This window comes from Methylocapsa polymorpha (assembly GCF_045689225.1).
Classification (GTDB): Bacteria; Pseudomonadota; Alphaproteobacteria; order Rhizobiales; family Beijerinckiaceae; genus Methylocapsa; species Methylocapsa polymorpha.
Genome location: NZ_CP136863.1, coordinates 172,462 through 190,736 on the forward strand (window position 1 = coordinate 172,462; position 18,275 = coordinate 190,736).

Below are 18,275 nucleotides of genomic sequence, written 5' to 3' on the forward strand. Positions count from 1 at the left end.
TGTACGAAACCCGTGAGCGATCACCTCGTCCTATCCGTAAGGGTGGATCTGCCATGCCGAGAGTTGGGGGTCCCCACACGGCAACCGAAACGTCATCGGTTCTCGGGGCCCATGTCTGAACGCGCTTTCCTACCCGCTTCTAGACGCTCGCCTGCGAGTTTGTAGGATATGTAATACATGTAGATGTTGCTGACGTACTGTACAGTCGTGAGCCCCGCGACTTTGGCTGCGCCCAGCTCGACATTGTTGAACCAGATGTTCGGATCGAGCCCCGCCTGCTGCGCCGCAGCGCGGAACTTGCGCAGATTGCGAGGGCCCGCATTGTAGGCAGCGAAGCTCATCAATGTCCGGTTCACTGGATCGATTGCGCTATCCGAAACATAAGTATCGGCAAGATAACGGAGATAGGCGCAGCCGGCCTGAACATTACGGTCCGGGTCGCGGTCGACCCCGGCGATTCCGATCAGTTTGCCAGCCGCAGTCGAGGGCTTAATCTGCATGAGGCCTACCCCTCCTGCTTCACCGCGACGCGACTGGTCTAGCTGAGATTCCTGGTAGGCAAGAGCGGCGATCATCAGGTAATCGAAATTGTACTGCGCGCCGTAACGGCGGAAGAGGTCTATGACGGCGACAAATTTTCTGGCCTCATCCGCATCGAGGGCATTCTTCACAATCCGCTTGTCCACAAAATAGCGCCGCTGGATCGTGCTTCCGAAGCTGGTGGTGGCGCGATGCTCTCTGATGAACGCGTTGAGCTCGGACTTCAGTTCTGGGCTATTCTTGCGAATTGCCCAGGCGACGTCCCCCTCCTCGCTGACGACGAGATCGCTGCGTGGGACCGCGTTGGGAAAGATCCGGGTCCATATCGTGGCCTTATGATCATCGACGACGACATAAGGAAGCAGGCCGGCGTTCACCATTTCGATCAGGTCTTCGTCCTCCAGATTCTCGTCGATCGGCGCGATGACAATCGGCTTCAGGCCTTTGGCCAAGAACACGTCGCTCAGCTTCGCCAGATGGTCCGCATAGCTGCTGGAAAGGCGCACGTGAATCTCGCGTCCGCTGAGATCCTCGATTGAGCCAAGCTTGGGTGAGACAGGACCAGTGACGAGAATCTCCTTGACGTCCTTCAGCCATGGATCGACGAAGTCGACAACGGCTAAACGCTGCGAAGTGATTGTCAAATTGGCTATAACGGCATCGCCTCTGCCCTCGCTCAGAGCCTGCAACAGGCGATCGCGGGCGGTAGGAAGGAAGGTCACATGGAAGCGGAGCGTCTTGAATTTGTATCGCGCGTTGATCCACTCCTCGAGCGCGCGGCCGAACTCCGCAGCGACGCCCATCTGACGGCCGCGATCCACGAAAAAGAGCGTCTTGCTGTAGGGGACGAGAATGCGAAGCGTCTTTCGCTTCAACATCGCAGAAAAATCGCCTGTCCAATCGCGTTTTCTCGGAAGCACGAATCGTTGGTCTGTCAAGGTCTCCGCTGGCGTGGGTGAAACCGATCCGAACGCTAACAGGACAAGACTCAGGAGAGTGGCAATCCAGATACGCATCGTCCGTACTCTGCAGCAAAGTCGGAGATTGGAGCTCCCTTCAAGGCGCCGCGATGTTAACCGAGCTCCGACGATCTGATAACTTTATAGTGTCATAAAACAGCTTCGTCATTTACTTTATGCCGGAATTGCTTGGCCGCCAAAGTGATCGGTTTTGCGGTCTGCTCTGGTGAAGACGATGCGCGCCACGTCGAAAGGTCGCCGGATAGCGCCCCATTGGGGGCGTCCACCCCCCGGCACCGTTGTTGGTTCACGAATATTTGTGTACAAATAGCGATCACGGCATAGCGATTATAGTAGTGAATGAGTTTGGCAAGCTTCGGAAGGGGACTTCCAGGGAATGCTCGTGAAAGGTTCGTGACGCTTGCGCGCGCGAGTTGGGGAGTCGAATTGACTCGGACGATAGGGGGAGCCCATCGGTATGGCGCGCAGTTCGTCAACCCGCGCCCGGCCTGCGCAGGCAAAGCGCCGGCGCGTCATTAAGAAGCACCCAATCGCGATGGATGGGGCCAACTTTCCGGTGGTCGCAATCGGCGCCTCCGCAGGAGGTCTTGAAGCCTTTCGGACGCTCCTCGCCGCGCTTCCGGCCGAGAGCGGTCTGGCTTTCATCCTGGTCCAGCATCTCGACCCCAGCCACGGGAGCATGATGGCCGAGCTTCTGGCCCACCATACCGCATTGACCGTGCTCGAAGCTCACGAAGACATGCAGCTCGAACCGGACCATGTCTACGTCATCCCGCCCGGACGCTATCTTGCAGTACGCAACGGGGCAATTCAACTTTCCCGCCCCAAGGCGGGCCAAGCCGTGCGAATGCCGTTCGACTTCTTGCTGCATTCGCTCGCCGAGGAGTTCGGTGAGCGCGCCGTCTGCATCATCCTTTCGGGAACCGCCACCGATGGCAGCGTCGGGGCAAGAGCGATCAAGGCGGCGGGGGGCCTGGTTATCGCTCAAGATCCGGAAGAGGCCGAATTCGACGGTATGCCGCGCAGCGCCATCGCGACAGGCGCTGTCGATCTGGTGCTCCCGCTAGCGAAGATCCCGGAAGCCCTCGCTAAGTATAGCGGCCATCCATATCTCAAGACCGGCGATAGCGACGTTGCGCTCCCTGCGGGCGACGGAGCGCTGAAGATCATCGATCTGCTGCGTAAGAGGACTTCCCATGATTTTACGCTTTACAAGGAAGGCACGATCGGACACCGGATCCAGCGGCGCATGGCCATGGCCGGCATCGAGGACGCCAACCGCTATCTCGAGCTGGTGACCAAGGACCCAGCTGAACTTCAGCGCCTCGCCAACGATCTGTTCATCAACGTCACGTGATTTTTCCGCGACGCAAAGGCCTTCGAGCTGTTGGCGGAGAAGATCATCCCTGAGCTGGTGCGCGTGCAGCCGCCGGCCCGGCCGATCCGGGTCTGGGTGGCGGGCTGCAGCACCGGGGAAGAAGCCTATTCCATCGCTATGCTCTTCCTTGAGGAGATCGCGGCGGCGCACCGAAACATGAACTTGCAGATCTTCGCCTCGGATATCGACGAGGAGGCGGTCGCCTTCGCCCGCGAAGGCCTTTATCCGGCGACAATCGCCGCTGACGTGCCGCTCGCGCTGCTGACCCGCTTCTTCACCAGGGAAGATCAGAGCTATCGGGTGTCGCGCGAGCTGCGCGCGGCGATCGTCTTCTCCGTCCATGATGTGATTGCCGATGCGCCGTTCTCGCGCCTGGACATTGTGAGCTGCCGCAACCTGCTCATCTATTTGCGCCCCGAGGTTCAGCTGAAAGTCCTTTCGCTGTTCCATTTTGCCCTGCGCGAAGGCGGGGTCCTGTTTCTAGGCTCCTCTGAAACCGTGGGCGCCGCCAGCGACTACTTTGAGCCGATCTCCAAAAAGCAGCAGATCTACCGGCATATCTGCCGCAGCCGGCCTAGCGAAGTGGAGCTTCCCCATGGCCACGGCGAGGCCCCCCGCTCGCTGTGGCTCAGGCCCGAGCGGCCGGCCGCGACGCCGCATGTCAGCGTGAGCGACTTCGCGCAGCGACTGCTGCTCGAGAGCTACGCGCCGGCGTCAGTACTGGTCAACCGTAAGCATCAAGGACTCTATTACTGTGGACCAACCGACCTCTATCTGAAGGTGCCGGCGGGCGTGGCGAGCCTGGATTTGCTGGCTTCGGCGCGAGAGGGGCTGCGTCCGGCGATCAGAGCGGCGTGCGAGAAGGCGAGCCAAGGGCAGGAACGGGCGGTAGCGGTCATGGGCCGGGTTAAACGCAATGGCGGCTCAGTGGCGGTAACCGTTAGCGCCCGGCCCGTGAAGAGGGGCGATGAGGAACTGGTTCTGCTCACCTTCATCGACCTGCCGAAGCAAGAGCAAGAGTCCGAAGCGGCAGTCGAGCTGCCAGCCGACGCGTCGCGGATCGCTCAGATTGAGCAAGAGCTCGACGCCACGCGGAGGGATCTCGAGAACGCCATCCTCGGCCGTGAAACCGCTGAGGAAGAAATCAGAGCGATCAACGAAGAAGCGATGTCCGTGAACGAGGAGTTCCAGACCGCCAACGAGGAACTCGAGACCTCAAGGGAGGAACTGCAATCGCTCAACGAGGAGCTCAACGCGCTCAATAGCCAGCTTCACGAGACCCTCGAACGGCATCAGGCCGTCGCCAACGACCTCGAGAACATCCTGAACAGCGCTGACGTCGCGACGCTGTTCCTCGACGAGGATCTCAACATCCGCTTCTTTACCCCGGCGGCGAAGTCGCTCTTCAGCGTGATCGCCTCCGACATCGGCCGACCGCTCGCCGATCTCACGCGCCATTTTGTCGCCGAGAATCTCTTCATCGACGCCCGAACCGTGCTCTCCAATCTCGTACCGCTCACACGCGAGATCTTGGGCGAGAACGGCGCCTGGTACGTCTGTAGGATCTTGCCCTATCGGACAAAGGACAACCACATCAAGGGGGTGGTCATCACCTTTGTCGATGTCACAGCGCGCAAACAGGCGGAAGATGCGTTGAATGCCGCCAAGCTACAGGCCGAGAGCGCCAATCTGGGAAAGTCGCGCTTTCTCGCCGCCGCCAGCCACGATCTGCGCCAGCCCCTGCAGACGCTCACCCTCTTGCAAGGGCTTTTGGCGGCGAAGATCAAGGATAGGGACACGCTGCAGCTGGTCACCCGCATCGATGACGCGCTGACGGCCATGTCGGAGATGCTGAACACGCTTCTCGACATCAACCAGCTTGAGGCGGGAGTGATCCGCCCCGAGATCATCGATTTCCCGATCGACGACCTGCTCGACCGTCTGAAGGCCGAATTCGGCTACCATACGGCGACCCGCGAGCTTGATTTGCGGGTGCGTCCCTGCCGGTTGGCGGTCCGCAGCGATCCTCGCCTCCTCGAGCAGATGATCCGCAACCTAGTGTCAAATGCGGTGAAGTACACAACGAAAGGCGGAATCCTAGTCGGCTGTCGGCGGCGCGGAGGCAAGCTGTATATCGAGATCTGGGACACCGGCCTCGGCATCCCCGCAGGGGAACTTCGCGCAATCTTCCAGGAATTTCATCAGATCGATAATCCCGCCCGCGAGCTAAGCGGCGGCCTCGGCCTTGGTCTCGCTATCGTGCAGCGCCTGGGGCAGTTGCTAGGCCATACCGTTGATGTTCGCTCGCGGCTCGGCAGCGGCTCGGTCTTTGCCATCGAGGTCGCGCTCGCGCCCGAGGGGAGGCGCGTCGCCCCGACGGGCATTGGACGGGAAGGAGAGAAAGTTCCAGCCCAAAACGGCTTGATCCTGATCGTCGAAGACGATCCCGCTGTTCGCGATTCTCTTGAAGTTCTTTTGACTGCGGATGGTCATCGCACGATGACGGCCGCCGATGGCCAGGAGGCAATAGCAATTGTCGCCCGCAACGGCGTTCATCCGGACATGGTCATCGTCGACTACAATTTGCCGAGAGGGCTAACCGGCGTTCAAGTCATGGCGCGGCTGCGCGAGATGCTCGGTCATGACTTGCCCGCTCTCATCCTCACCGGTGACATTTCGACAGAGACCCTGAGTGAAGTCGCTAGGCAGGGCTACATCCACCGCAGCAAACCGACAAAGGCCGAGGACCTGACGCGCATCGTTCGGCAGCTCCTAGCCAAGCCGAGGCCGACGCCGCATGCGAGCGCTCGGCAGCCGGCTGGAGCGGCTGGCGCGCAACAACCGGAGACCATCTTCGTGGTCGATGACGACAGCAGCGTGCGTGAGGCGATAAGCGCGCTCCTTCAGGCAGAGGGAAGGCGGGTCGAGATCTACGCCAGCGGCGAGGAGTTCGTAAACTCCTATCATCCGGGCAGCGATGGCTGCCTCCTGGTCGATGCCAGGATGCCCGGCATGAGCGGACTCGAACTGCTGAAGCGGCTTAAGGCCGCGGGCCATCGCATTCCGGTCATCATGATCACCGGCGATGGCGATGTGCGAACGGCCGTCCGAGCCATGAGGGCCGGCGCCGCAGACTTCATTGAGAAGCCTATCGGCCGGGAAGAGCTTCTGGTCAGCATCGAGTGCGCACTGAAACCGACGGAGGATTCGGCCACGCTGTCCACTGAACGAGAGGCAGCGGCGGCGCGCATTGCCGCACTGACCAAGCGCGAGCGACAGATCATGGACTTAGTGCTCGCCGGCCATCCGAGCAAGAACATCGCCGCCGACCTCGGCCTCAGTCAGAGGACGATCGAAAACCATCGCGCCTCCATAATGAAGAAGACCGGCGCGAAGTCTTTGCCGGCGCTCATCCGGCTCGCTCTCGCCGCGAACTAAAGGCATAGCGGCGGTCGCGCTTTTCGGAGTTCCCGAGGTGGCATCTACGGCACGTCAGAGGTAGACTAAGCGACCATCGATCTTGAGCTAGACCTCATCGAGTTGTCGAGCGCCAAGCCGCTATCTCAAACGTTGCGGGGATGAATTCCCCCGCCGCTGTGCTTGGTCGTCCCGGCGTCGCTGAGATTGGAGTCGCTCGAGTCCCGTTCTTTTCCGCGTGTCTCGTGACCAGGAGTCCGCGGCGGCATAGGCATAGCGGTTCCCCTCCGTTCCAGGCGTTCGGCGCTAGGCGTCGCGACTTGCGGTAGCCCTCATTCCTCTGTGGCCGGCCCACACCAGCCGGGCAGATAGTTGGCGTCTTGGCTCTTGGCGAAGATGAGCGCGTCCCGGAGCGCCCCGTCGAAATCCTCCTCTAGCGTCTTACGTGTCATCCGCCTGCGCAAGGTGTCCGCCCAGAGGAACTCGCTGAAGACAGTGGTGTCCTTCGCGAAGCCGCCAGCTCGCCGTAACTCGCCCGCCAGGCTGCGGAAAGGATCATCGACAAGGCCCTCCACCGATTTCGGAATGGAGTCGAAACCCCGTCGGACGCCCTCGGCGTCGTACGGATAAACCCAGCCGCGATGATCAAGAAACACCCAGAACGCATCCTTGTCGAGCTTGCGCAAGTCGCCGACCACGCTGACGAGCACTTGTTCTATGCCCTCTTCATGCAGCGCGCGCGCGAGGTGATGGTGATCAACGATATAAGAACGTTCCTTCGGTCCTAAAATGACCGGGATCATGTGTCGGCCGAGGAATTCGGCCTTTTTGTCTTTGGGATAGTCGCGCCAACGGAGACGCTTTTCCTTAACTTCGCGCACCCCGACGGTGATTTGCGTGGGGTGCAGGCTACTGATGGAGACGGGTTCGAGTACAGGGCCGGGAGCGGTATCCATAAGCGCCTCCTACCTTTGGCGAGACAAGCCATACGGAATTCATATTGGTCGCGCATCCGTGCCAAACCATCTCGACGAAGCGGCGCGTTTGCGAACCCTCGTTACCGTCAGACCGAGTTTTTCAGGGAGCAAAGTCCATGCGGCGTCGGACAAGACCGCGCGCCTTTAGCGTCGGTTCGGAAACCGTGTGGCTATAGGCCCGGAGTAATGAAACGTCCAGAATATTTACATGAGACCGTCTCGAGTTGGGGGCGCTAAGACGGGCAACGTCGTAGACAGCGCGTCGATTGGAGGAGAGCGATATGATCATGTTCAAATGTTCCGCTCATGACTGCGGTCCTAACCTTGAGCATAAAGTGTGCTCCTCTCGGCGACCAGTGCATTTGTTGTCTTACCACCAGCCGACGATGCAGCAGCCTAAAGACCACGCTTTCGGCTGAGGCCATGGAGATTGGCGCGGCCGAACGCCGTGCGGCGGCATAATTGATGATCGAGGAAAATTGCCCGGATACCTAAGTCCCAAGCTCCCGCAAGACGCCGCTGAGCGTCCCGAGGTAGGCTGCGGTCGGCTGGATCTGGCGCTTTGGCGTCTCAAGCTCCTGCAAAATCTCGTCCACACCAACAGTCAAGGACATGACGGCTCGGATCGGGGATCGCGTTCACCGAGAAAGCGTAAGCCTTCTGCTCCGTCGTTCAACACCGTCGCAAGCGTCGTGGGCGTTGCGCCAAGGTCGCACAAGACAGCGCCGAGCTGCTGACGCTGTCGATCCGCCTCGACTGGCAGGGTGCTGAACAGCCGCTGCTTCCGTCGGTCGTTACTGGACCAAGCTAACAAGACCTCGAAGGATCGCATCTGATCGGTTCTGATCGACTTCATATGGCTCCCGTCAACCGAGATCGCGATGGACTGGGTCGATGGAGGCGTCTCCAACAGGTTGGTGGGCCAGACTCTGTTGCTCCAATCGCCCGCCAACCTGAAGGGTCCCAATGAGATGCGGCCGCGGTTGCGATTCTTGCGATGACGGCGTTGGAACCCAATGCTACCTATCCACATTTAGTAAATGCGCAGCCAAACCTGCAGCGGGTGTCACCCACGGAGGCTGAAATGGCTTGGAAGCGCGTCGAAGGAAGCTGGAAGCAATTAAAGGGTAAGATCAAGGCGAACTGGGGCCATCTCACTGCGATGATATCGAGAAGATCGCTGGCAAGCGGGAACCGCTCGAAGGCAAACTCCAAGAGCGCTACGGCCTTGCTAAGGGTGCGGCGCGCAAGGATCTCGACAAGTGGCCGAGGAAGCAGTGATCGAGTCCTAAGACGTCTGGCTCTGTCTCTTGATGCATGCTTGGAGCGCTGGTCATGGAAGATCGCTTCGCGTGTTTGAGGCAAAGTGGTCTTCCATGGCGAGTTACGGGGTAGATAAACCAAGATGTCACAACAAAAGTGCTCAGAAGAATACGACTCGTCGGCGGCCGCGAACCCACTCGCGGTATTGGAGACTGCGAATGAAAACTCTCTTGATCATAGCGGCCACGTTTATCACAGTGGTTGATGCCCATGCTGAAGTTACGCGCCCACATGTTTCGCACCGGCATGGATACGCGCATCGCAAGCTGGCGCCGCAACCACAAGTGCGACAGCCACGAGCGCAGCCGCCCAAACAAGTACAAAGCCCAGAAGACGTTTGGCAGCGGGAAGGCGCACCACATTGACACTAGCCGCTGATTTGAAGTTATCGGCCGACACAGTCCCGCGCATTCTTGCAACAGCTTTGAACAAGCGGTGCGTAGCCCCCCGTACTTCAGCGTCATCATCCGTCGCACCGGCAGAGGAATGTGCGATTTGGCGACGCCTACACGCCAATGGTCGGCCCGCTCCACTGCCGGATCTCTATACGGATTTAGCGCCCTATAGCGAGCTCCCCTCTGATCGTCTCGACCGCCTGTCGCTTCCCAAATATAGATTCGAGCGTACCGATGATGTCGCCCGCCGAGGATCGGATGCGCAACAACGTCTCCGAGCCGCTCGATTGGGCCTGTGGCCGCCGACGTCAAAGCCTATGTCGTTAGCCTTCACTTTGTCGTAGCCGCGACCTTGATCGCCATTCTGCTACGGCAAACGCTTGGCGTTGCGAATGTCGTGTTATCGTTTCTGGTTGCGGTCCTGGCGAGCGCCGTAACCTATGGCCTGTGAGCCTCGCTGCTTGCATGCCTGGTCAGCGTCCTCGCCTATAATTTCGTTTTCTTGCCGCCACTTTACACGGCGCAATTGCGGGGAAGCAGCCGAGGTCGGGGGCGCTTATCTGATCCGCGCCACGCCGCCTTTCTCCTAAAGGAGCCGACGCAGTATCTGGCTCCCTGTCGGCCCGAAGTCTGACAGACCCGCTTGTGTGAACAAAGAAGTCCGAGGAGAACAGGGGTGAATCATCGTGTCTAATTTTCCGGCGCGGATATGTTCATAATGCACGCCACCTCACGAGACGAGTGACATGCATTGGACTCCGCCTGGACATAATCGAATTCAGGCGCGTCCAGGCGGGAATAAGCCGCTGGTTCCGATTGGCGTGGTCACCGCCTTCACCGGCTCCGCCGGAACGACATGCGCCAACTCTCAGGAAACGGAGATAGAAAATACGGAAACGCGTTCGGACGGATCGTGGCCGATAGACGCCGATTATGCGGCGGGAGCCGCAATTCGAGCAGCGTCGATCAACGGTGGCGTTGATCGATTTGATCCTGCGTGATCTTGACCTCGAGCGCTTGGGAAGTGTTTTCCCTCAATCAATTTCAGACCGAACTCTTCGACGGCGGTATTGTCACGCCTACGTTCGATGATAAAATAGTGGTCTGCGTTAGATGCGACTGGCTCGTTGGCCATTGCCCAGACCCACACGGCCCGTTTCGTCGTCTTGCGCATCGGTCACGCCTCTAAAATCCAAGACGGAATCTCCTAACCAAGGCTCCGATCCCGCCGATTTCCTGCACTCACGTTAGAGCTTCCGTTGGTCACGCTCAGGATCCATCACAGGACAAGCTATCGCTACCGCCTGCCGGTCAGCCTCGGGCCGCACCGCTTGATGCTTCGCCCGCGTGAGAGCCGCGATCTTCGGCTGATTTCGAGCGACGTTACGATAACGCCGGCCGCGGCGGTGACCTGGGCGCATGATGTCTTCGGCAATGCCGTCGCGACGGCCAGCTTTCAGACTATGGCCGACAATCTCGTGATCGATAGCATCGTCGAACTCCAGCTCAACGCGGTCGCCTGGCCTATTTTCGACGTCGCCGCCTCCGCCATCTGCTACCCGTTCCGATATTCCGACGATGAGTGGACCGACCTCGGCGCGCAAACGGTCCAGCAATACCCAGACCCGGCAGGGCGATTGCTGGGCTGGGCGCAGGCTTTCGTTGTCGGCAATCCGACCGACACGCTTGCCTTGCTCAAGGACCTTAGCGCCGGGGTTTCAAAATGGATCCGTTATCAGAGCCGGGAGGACGAGGGCGCCCAGTCGCCGACCCAGACTCTGGATCGCGGCTGGGGATCATGCCGGGATTTCGCGGTCCTCTTCGTTGAAGCGGTGCGCAGCCTCGGTTTCGGCGCAAGGATCGTCTCCGGCTATCTTTACAATCCGGATCAGAAACTTGTGGGGTCCGGGGACGCTGGGTCAACCCATGCCTGGGCGGAGGTCTACGTGCCGGGCGCCGGCTGGATCACTTTCGATCCGACGAACCGCAGCGTCGGCGGCTTCAATCTGATCCCCGTCGCCGTCGCACGTGACATCCGGCAGGCGATGCCGGTGGCCGGCAGTTTCGTCGGCATGACCGACGCATTTCTAGGGATGTCGGTGGATGTTCTCGTCACATCATAGCTACGCGCAGCATCAGATTGCCTGTTCGGAAAAGAACCGCTGATCTGGACCATTCGATGCAACGTTCGATCGACCGTAAAGATGCGGCTGCTCAATCGATTCGACTCTGTTCATCGCTCCGCTGAGGAGACGTTCGCCATTCAGCCGCCATTCGTCCGCTTGTAGGGGAGACATCCGTTGCGCCCAAATGCCAGATTTGGCGGAATTGAGCTGGCTGGAACGAAGGCAAAGTCGTCGATGAGAAGCGTCATCTTTAAGCCGATGCGGGCCGATGGGCCGGTCGCCGCGTTAAGGCGTCGATATCCAGAAAACCACCTCTTCGCGTGCCCGCTTAGGTTAACTTGGCTGCGCCGCCCGGGGCACAAGGATCATCGGCGTCGGTGAATGAGGCGTACGAATTGCAGTCTAAATGTGGACCGGCTGCTCTAGCTAACCTCGTCCGTCCAGACCTCGAAACTGATCAGCGTGCTGGGGCCGAAGGTGTGGGTGATCGGTACGTCAGCCGCATCGCGCCCTTGAGCGATCAGCACGCGGCCTATTCGCGGCATGTTGTTCCGTGGATCGAATGTGTACCACCGGCCGCCAAGATAAGCCTCGAACCAGCCGGCGAAATCCATTGGGCCATAGGGCGGCGGCGCGCCAATGTCCCCGAGGTAGCCGGTGCAATAGCGCGCCGGAATGTTCATGCAGCGGCAGAATGTAATGGCGAGGTGCGCGTAATCGCGACACACACCCTTTCCTTCATTGAAGACCTCCCAGGCCGTCATCGTCGCACGCGCATGCTCGTAGCCGAAGGCAATATGGCGATGGACAAAATCGCAGATCGCCTGGACGCGCGCCCACCCCGGTGGCGACTTGTCGAAAAGGGTCCAGGCCACGTTGGACAAGCGTTGGGTTTCGCAGTAACGACTGCCAAGGAGAAAGATGAGCGTCTCTGCCGGCAAGTCCTCTACCGGGTGTTGAGAAGCCGAAGGGGCAACCACGTCCGGCAGGCCGCTATCACGAACGACGCCATCGCCTGACAAGCGCATTAGGCCAGGAGGAGCGACGATGCGGCTGCACCAATTACCGTAGACGTCACGGTAAGGCGAGATCGGTACGGAAGGGCTCGTGGTCAGGTAGTCGGGCACGATGACGTCGGACGCCCGGGTGAAATGGACGCCCAAAACCATGATCATGGGCGTTGACTGCGGAAAATCGTAGATCATTTCGTAGCCGACGCGAATCTTCATCCGACATCCTCTGATTTCACGGTCTTCTGGTGGCAAAAGCCCCAGCCATCGCGTGGGGACCGTTCAACGAGTCGACGCCGTCGTCGCCGCAGTGGCTCCATCAGCCCATGAACCGGCAGAGCCCGACCGGGGCAACCGAGCGCCGAAATCGAGGTCCTGGCTCGGCAGCTCGATCTAACGAATGTCGATGTGTTCAATCAGCGTACCTTGTCCGCGTCCCGGCGTCGATCAGACCGATTGGCGGAGCTGTGGCCGCGTGGAGAGTTGAGAAGAAGCCCAGATCTCCTCTGGAGTATCGGACGTGACGCGCACTTGCACCTCCATGCCGAGATGGTCCGACGGGAACCCTATGAACGTGCCGTGGAGCGGGATTGCGTGGTGCGGATCGCGCACGACCGCAACGGTGACAAGGTCGATCTTGCCGACGCTGCCGCTCGTGGGGTCGAAGTCGATCCAGCCGGCGCCCGGCAAATAAATCTGCGCCCAGGCATGGGTCGACCCGCGAGCTGAGCCGCTCGTGGGCTCCGCCGAATCGTCGAGCGGGATGGCGAGATACCCGGACGCAAACCGCGCGGCGAGACCGAGCGAGCGCGCCGCCTCGATCATCAGCATGGCGAAATCGCGGCAGCTGCCATGGCCGAGCCGAAGCGTCTCCACCGGTTGCTGGATTCCCTTCGCCTCCCGCCGCCGGTAGCGGAAGCCATGATGGATGCCCTGTAACAGCCGGGTGAGAAGCTCGAAAGCGCCGATCGACTTACTGGAGGGAAGGAATTGATGAGCCCAGCGGCCAACCTCGTTACCTGGATCGGGTTGATGGCGTTCGATGCAGTGGGCGAGGTCCGGCATCTCTTCAACGCTATACTCGACCGGAAATGTCCTTGCGGCGTCCTCGAGATCGAGGTCGGCGGCGTCCAAGGGCGAAAGCTCGAGGAGCACGGTGCTCTCGAAGCGCAGCTCCTTTGAACGACCTGAAAACCGCGCGATCCCCACATGATTGCCGAATGCGTCCTGAACGAAACGCAGGCTCCTCGGCTCTGGACTGATCTTGAGGCTCGCCTCTATCACTCTTTGATCGTGGGAGTCGCGTGGACGGAGCATCATTCGATGCTCGCCAAAGGCGACCGGCTGTCGGTAGCGATAGGTCGTGACGTGCCAGATAGTCAGTGACGGCATGATATCTCCATGGCGCAGACAAGCATGATTTGCGCCAATTCGATGCCTGCCACTGCCTCCGATGTTTCGTCATTGGGCCAGACGAAATTAGGACAAAGTCTCCGCTAGGGGGGAATGTCTGGCTGACAACCCAGTCCACAGCGAACCCGTCTCGGGCCGAAATTCCCTGCTATCAGGGAAATTAACAGGGAATTTCGCGACTTCGAGGCTCCCACGCCGATTTTCGCGTCCAACTCAGCTGGAACATCAATGTGTTGCGAGGAGATTCCCTGCGCGATCTAACAGGGAATTTGGTAAGCGGCAACGGGGAATTTCTTTTTCCGAACAGGGATCAAACGCCCGTCGCTGCGGGAGCGCGACTTGCTCTCGAAGCCGAGGTCCCTAAGCCGGGCGCGTCGCTGTCACGTGAGTTTAAACTCTTTCGCGGCTGCATGACCAATCTTACATCATGGGCACCGGCTGCCGGCAGGCCGGGCGATGGAGGCGAAACAGATCATTCGCGCCTCAGAAGTTCAGACTGAGAATTCAGCCGGGCAATCTGCGCTCTCCCCCGCCTAATTCCGACGCTATGCAGGGGCCGGCAACGCCGAAGCGCAAGGGCCAATCTCGCAGCGCGGGGCAGGACGGCGCCGACATGATGTTCCAAGACTTCGCTTTAGTCCAATTTGGGTTCCGTCTTTTCTCCGAACTCGCGCGCGGATTCGCGCTCTGGTGGGAGAAAGTGTGGCCGCAAGTCCTCCAGATCGCTGAAGTGTTGAAGCGCCTCGAAGCGGGTCCGACCACGCCCGGCTACGAAGCTCTTTTGATAGGCTGTGGAACTCCCCCTTTTGAATCTCGATTGTTGGCGGTTGCTATTGTTCGATGCGGTGATCGTTTGAAGTCGGAAGATGATGCTCGGAGATCGGTCTCTAGCGCCTTTCGTCGGGTCGCGAAAGCGGCGGGAAGGAGCACGTTGGCGATCTCTCGCCGAGCCAAAGAGCTGAAAGCGGCCTTGGGCCGTCCAGAGTTCGAAGATGCGACGGCTGAGGCTCTGCATGAAGCAGATCCCTCAATCTCTATCTGGCGTCTCGGACGAATCCTTGACCGCGTGATCGACAGGGATTGCGATGCTTGCGATTCGCTTAAGGATTTGGCGCATGCGCTAGTCGCCCATCTGGCCGACCCAAGGGGCCGCCCGCTTTCGGTCACGACAGCAAGCCATCAGCTTCTGCTGCACTATTTCACGGAATCGGGCAAACCATTGGCTTACACTTGGAATGATTTGGCTCGGACCGACTGCCGCGGTGATTTCGCCGACAAGGCGACATTCGCGACGAGGGAAGCTTTTGGGGATCCGTCGTTCGACCCCCGCCCCGCCCATCGGCGCCGGAAAGGCCCGCGCACGCCGTGACATTGTCGGCCGACCCGACAAGGCGACGACTTGTAATCCTACCAAGCCGCCGCGCATAGTCTTGGGATCGAACATGGGCGATGTCCAACGCATGGTGCGGAGCGGCGATAAAGGCGGCCGCGTCCACAGCGTCAAGGCCGATCCCAGCGGAGAGTTCGCTATGTCGATTGGCGTCGCGGCGACGGCGGGGGGACCGTCCGATCGGAGGCTGCACGGGCGCCCGTCGGTCTGTCGACGGCCGGCCGGGATGTTTAATTGAAAGCGGTGGGATCCTTCCGGTTCGATCAGAGCCAGGCGCTGTTTTCGCCGCGCAAAACCGCACGCTTTTTGTGCCTTCGCTTTTTTCCGCGCGCCGATATATCGACATCAAACACGAGCTTCTAACGGTCTTGGCAGGCTCGGCGGAGGACGGCGCTTAGATCCGAGCAGCTATCCGAAATAGACCGAGCGGGTGCGCAGGCCGGCAGGTCGCGCAAGCCAAGGTGACAGGCGATAGACGCGGCGAGGCTTCGCCATGAACCAAATCACAGCGTCTGACATCAACGAAATGAATCGCGCCTTTTGGGCTGCGGAGCTCGCCGTGGCGGAACGGCGCATGAAAGATCCGGCCATTCTCCTTCAAGCCACGAGCGCGATGGCGGCCGAGCGCGACAGGCGCCTGCCGATTGAATGGCAGATTTCCCTTTATGGCGCGCTCCAGGACGCCGAGGCCGCGAAGCGGCGCTTCGCAGCCCAGCAGAGCCGGCGGGCGGGCTCGGCGAAAAAGACCGACCCCCTGCAGGCATTCATCGTCGAGGCGGTGAAGAGCAATGGCTCGATCACCCATGTCCAACTTCTGGATAAGCTGCGTCGGGAGCAGCAGCCCGGAGGTTGGGTCGAGGATGTCGATGACAAGACGATCTGGTTTGTCGACGCCAAAGGCCTGTTGAAAGAGGCTCCGGCCTCCGGCCTCAAGGATCGACTGTCTCGGGCGAAAAAAAGTTTGGGCCGAGATAAAAAAATCTCATCGCGCTAACCCGATCCCGCTAATCCGGGCGCGCAAGCTCCTTCGCGTTCAGCGTGAGGGAGCCTCAGATGCAAAAGAGCTTTTCCCATTCGTCGGTGGAATATCTGCCGCCGGCTGCGCTTGTCCCCTACCCGTACAATGCGCGCACCCATTCAAAAAGGCAGATTAAAGCGATCGCCCGGTCGATCGAACGCTTCGGCTTCACAAACCCGGTCCTCATCGCGGGCGCCAACGAGATCCTGGCCGGCCACGGGCGCGTCGAAGCCGCAAAACTTCTCGGTTTGAGCTTCGTGCCGGTTCTCCGGATTGATCACTTGAGCGTGGCCGAACGACAAGCCTACGTCATCGCCGACAATCGGCTCGCCGAGAAAGCGGGCTGGGACAGGGATATGCTCGAGATCGAGCTGCAGGGACTCGTCGTTATGGGCTTCGAGGTTGAAGTCACCGGCTTCGAGGCTCCCGAAGTCGACCTCATCCTTGATGCGGCCGCCGAGAAGCAACAAGATCCGGGGCCCGAGGATGATTTGCCGGATGTGCGGCATGATCGGCCGGCGGTCACCAAGGCAGGCGATCTCTGGCTTCTCGGTCCAAAAGGCGATCCCCGCCACCGTCTGCTGGCGGGCGACGCCCGTGACCCCGCCATGATCGCCACTCTGATGGGCGACGAGCAGGCGGCAATGGTCATCACCGACCCTCCGTATAACGTCCCGATCAAGGGGCACGTCTCCGGCAAGGGCCGCATCCGTCATGGCGAGTTCGCCATGGCCTCCGGCGAGATGACCGAAGACGAGTTCATCTCCTTCCTGAAGCGCTTCCTTGCGGCGTCTCTAACGAGGACGGCGCCGGGCGCGCTCCTCTATGTGTTCATGGATTGGCGCCACCTTTTCGAGCTATTGACCGCCGCCCGCGGCCGGATATTCGGAGCCTGCGATTTGTGGATCGTCATCGCGTAGGCGGGAAGCAGCGCGTCGAGCTCGCCGAAGGGATATTCGACCTCGCGGCCGTCGAAGCCGGCGACCAGAAGTTCCCGGGCCTCGTCGATGCGCAGCACCGTCCCAACGTCGCCGTTGAGGACGTCGCGGTCATAGTCGTTCTCGGTTTGCATAACCTTGTCGCCGAGATCGAAGATCGAGCCGAATTTCTCGATGCAGGCGGACGGGTTCGGGCTGAGCGCCCGTTGAAGGTCGGTGTTGACCGACCGCGCCCCGAGAGTGCCGCGTTGCATGGGACAGAGAACCTGGATATCGCGGATCGGATCGAGGCCGAGCCGCCGCGGAATGCGTTCGCGGACGAATTCGACGACCTTGGCGGCCCCGTCCTCCAGATCTTTCGCCTCGACGAACCAGAAATCCGAGTCCACGCCGCGCTTCGGCCATTCCGGCATCTCGTCACGATTGATCCGATGGGCGTTGACGACGATGCAGCTCTCGGCGACCCGGAGGAACACTTCGGTCAAGCGGGCGACCGGGATCGTGCCGGAATTGATGACGTCGGAGAGGACCTGGCCCGGCCCCACCCGAGGGGAGTTGGTCGACGTCGCCGACGGGCAACAGGGCCGCTTTCGACGGGACCGTCTTCATGAGGCCGAGCATGAGCGAAATATCCACCATGCTCGTCTCGTCGATGACAAGCAGGTCGCAGTCGAGAGAGTTCTCGGCGTTGCGTTTGAATCCGCCATGCATGGGATCGATCTCGAGCAGGCGATAGATGGTCTTGGCCTCGTTTGCTCATTGTCTCACCCGTTTTGCGGCCACTTTTGTTGCTCTCAGGCAGACCCGCCGCGCCAGAGCATAGGTCGCGAGCTCTTGCTTCACGGCGAACGCCTGAAGCGATGACATGATCCCCTTGCCGGCGTCGATCGACAGACCAATTTCGCCAGACGCAAGCCTTTCAAACCCTTTGTCGATCTGCACTTGCGCCCTCTGGACGTTCCCAAATTCGTCGGGTCCCTCGATCGTTACCATCCATTCCATCGCCGCCTCCCTCAAGTCGGCGATTTCATGAAACAGTCTTGCTTAAGGTTTCCTATTCCCCGTCACCCCAGAGCTTTTGCCGCTTTCGGTACTCGAGCTTCGAGCTGGGCCGTCTCGCACAAACGGTCGAAAGCCCCTTGCCCCCGAAAGATCGTCTCATCCCGGACGGCGTCGAGAATCGCTGAGTTTGGCGATCGTGCGCGAGACGCCGGCCAGAAGCGCCGGCCTCATTGTGTATATTAACTATCGTTTTTTAATGGTTATAACTTGATAATTGGGACAAAATTGTCTAGCTTTGGCTTAGCTTTTAGGAAGTGGTGAGCCGCCGCGACGGGGGCGATGGCCGCATCAACCCGGAGGAGCCGCGG

The 18,275-nt window shown here is 60.1% G+C and carries 11 protein-coding genes and 3 pseudogenes; 7 read left to right on the plus strand and 7 right to left on the minus strand.

From position 1 onward, the window contains the following. Nucleotides 1–92: 92 nt before the first annotated feature. The gene (locus RZS28_RS19350; RefSeq protein WP_318655044.1) at nt 93–1,418 is read right to left on the minus strand and encodes a lytic transglycosylase F; all 1,326 of its coding nucleotides are present in this window, start codon (nt 1,416–1,418) and stop codon (nt 93–95) included. 637 nt (nt 1,419–2,055) lie between these two features. Between RZS28_RS19350 and RZS28_RS19355 the strand changes: the two genes are divergently transcribed. Both RZS28_RS19355 and RZS28_RS19360 read left to right on the plus strand, forming a co-directional pair. Beyond that, a complete protein-coding gene (locus tag RZS28_RS19355; protein WP_318655045.1) occupies nt 2,056–2,877 on the plus strand; it encodes a chemotaxis protein CheB in 822 nt (273 codons plus the stop codon). Between the two features lie 30 nt (nt 2,878–2,907). Next, on the plus strand, nt 2,908–6,336 hold the full coding sequence (locus tag RZS28_RS19360; RefSeq protein WP_318655046.1) for a CheR family methyltransferase: 3,429 nt from the start codon (nt 2,908–2,910) through the stop codon (nt 6,334–6,336). Between the two features lie 311 nt (nt 6,337–6,647). Here the strand turns inward: RZS28_RS19360 and RZS28_RS19365 are convergent, their stop codons facing one another. Both RZS28_RS19365 and RZS28_RS19370 read right to left on the minus strand, forming a co-directional pair. Next, on the minus strand, nt 6,648–7,271 hold the full coding sequence (locus tag RZS28_RS19365; RefSeq protein ID WP_318655047.1) for a ParB-like protein: 624 nt from the start codon (nt 7,269–7,271) through the stop codon (nt 6,648–6,650). 512 nt (nt 7,272–7,783) lie between these two features. Next, entirely contained in the window at nt 7,784–7,906 is a 123-nt protein-coding gene (locus tag RZS28_RS19370; RefSeq protein WP_407341185.1) for a hypothetical protein, read from the minus strand. A 470-nt stretch (nt 7,907–8,376) separates the two neighbouring features. Between RZS28_RS19370 and RZS28_RS19375 the strand changes: the two are divergent. From RZS28_RS19375 to RZS28_RS19385, 3 genes and pseudogenes are all read left to right on the plus strand, one after another. Further along, a pseudogene (locus tag RZS28_RS19375) lies at nt 8,377–8,573 on the plus strand (CsbD family protein). A gap of 732 nt (nt 8,574–9,305) precedes the next feature. Then, nucleotides 9,306–9,461 carry a hypothetical protein gene (locus RZS28_RS19380; RefSeq protein WP_318655049.1) on the plus strand — a complete coding sequence of 52 codons (156 nt, stop codon included), beginning with the start codon at nt 9,306–9,308 and terminating at the stop codon, nt 9,459–9,461. A gap of 808 nt (nt 9,462–10,269) precedes the next feature. Further along, entirely contained in the window at nt 10,270–11,133 is an 864-nt protein-coding gene (locus RZS28_RS19385) for a transglutaminase family protein (protein ID WP_318655050.1), read from the plus strand. A gap of 425 nt (nt 11,134–11,558) precedes the next feature. On the opposite strand, the gene RZS28_RS19390 is transcribed toward RZS28_RS19385, so the two are convergent. Together RZS28_RS19390 and RZS28_RS19395 are read right to left on the minus strand one after the other, a co-directional pair. Then, the gene (locus tag RZS28_RS19390) at nt 11,559–12,365 is read right to left on the minus strand and encodes a transglutaminase family protein (RefSeq protein ID WP_318655052.1); all 807 of its coding nucleotides are present in this window, start codon (nt 12,363–12,365) and stop codon (nt 11,559–11,561) included. A gap of 228 nt (nt 12,366–12,593) precedes the next feature. Continuing rightward, nucleotides 12,594–13,538 carry a transglutaminase family protein gene (locus RZS28_RS19395; RefSeq protein ID WP_318655053.1) on the minus strand — a complete coding sequence of 315 codons (945 nt, stop codon included), beginning with the start codon at nt 13,536–13,538 and terminating at the stop codon, nt 12,594–12,596. A 1,904-nt stretch (nt 13,539–15,442) separates the two neighbouring features. On the opposite strand from RZS28_RS19395, the gene RZS28_RS19400 reads away from it, so the two are divergent. Both RZS28_RS19400 and RZS28_RS19405 read left to right on the plus strand, forming a co-directional pair. Beyond that, nucleotides 15,443–15,943: a hypothetical protein gene (locus RZS28_RS19400; RefSeq protein WP_407341186.1), complete on the plus strand. Its 501-nt coding sequence runs from the start codon at nt 15,443–15,445 to the stop codon at nt 15,941–15,943. A gap of 59 nt (nt 15,944–16,002) precedes the next feature. After that, a pseudogene (locus RZS28_RS19405) lies at nt 16,003–16,212 on the plus strand (ParB/Srx family N-terminal domain-containing protein); the annotation flags it as partial. Nucleotides 16,213–16,842: 630 nt separating this feature from the next. On the opposite strand, the pseudogene RZS28_RS19410 reads toward RZS28_RS19405, so the two are convergent. Beyond that, nucleotides 16,843–17,655 (minus strand): annotated as a pseudogene (locus RZS28_RS19410) (ATP-dependent RecD-like DNA helicase); the annotation flags it as partial. 6 nt (nt 17,656–17,661) lie between these two features. Beyond that, entirely contained in the window at nt 17,662–17,907 is a 246-nt protein-coding gene (locus RZS28_RS19415; protein ID WP_407341236.1) for a hypothetical protein, read from the minus strand. Nucleotides 17,908–18,275 lie beyond the last annotated feature (368 nt).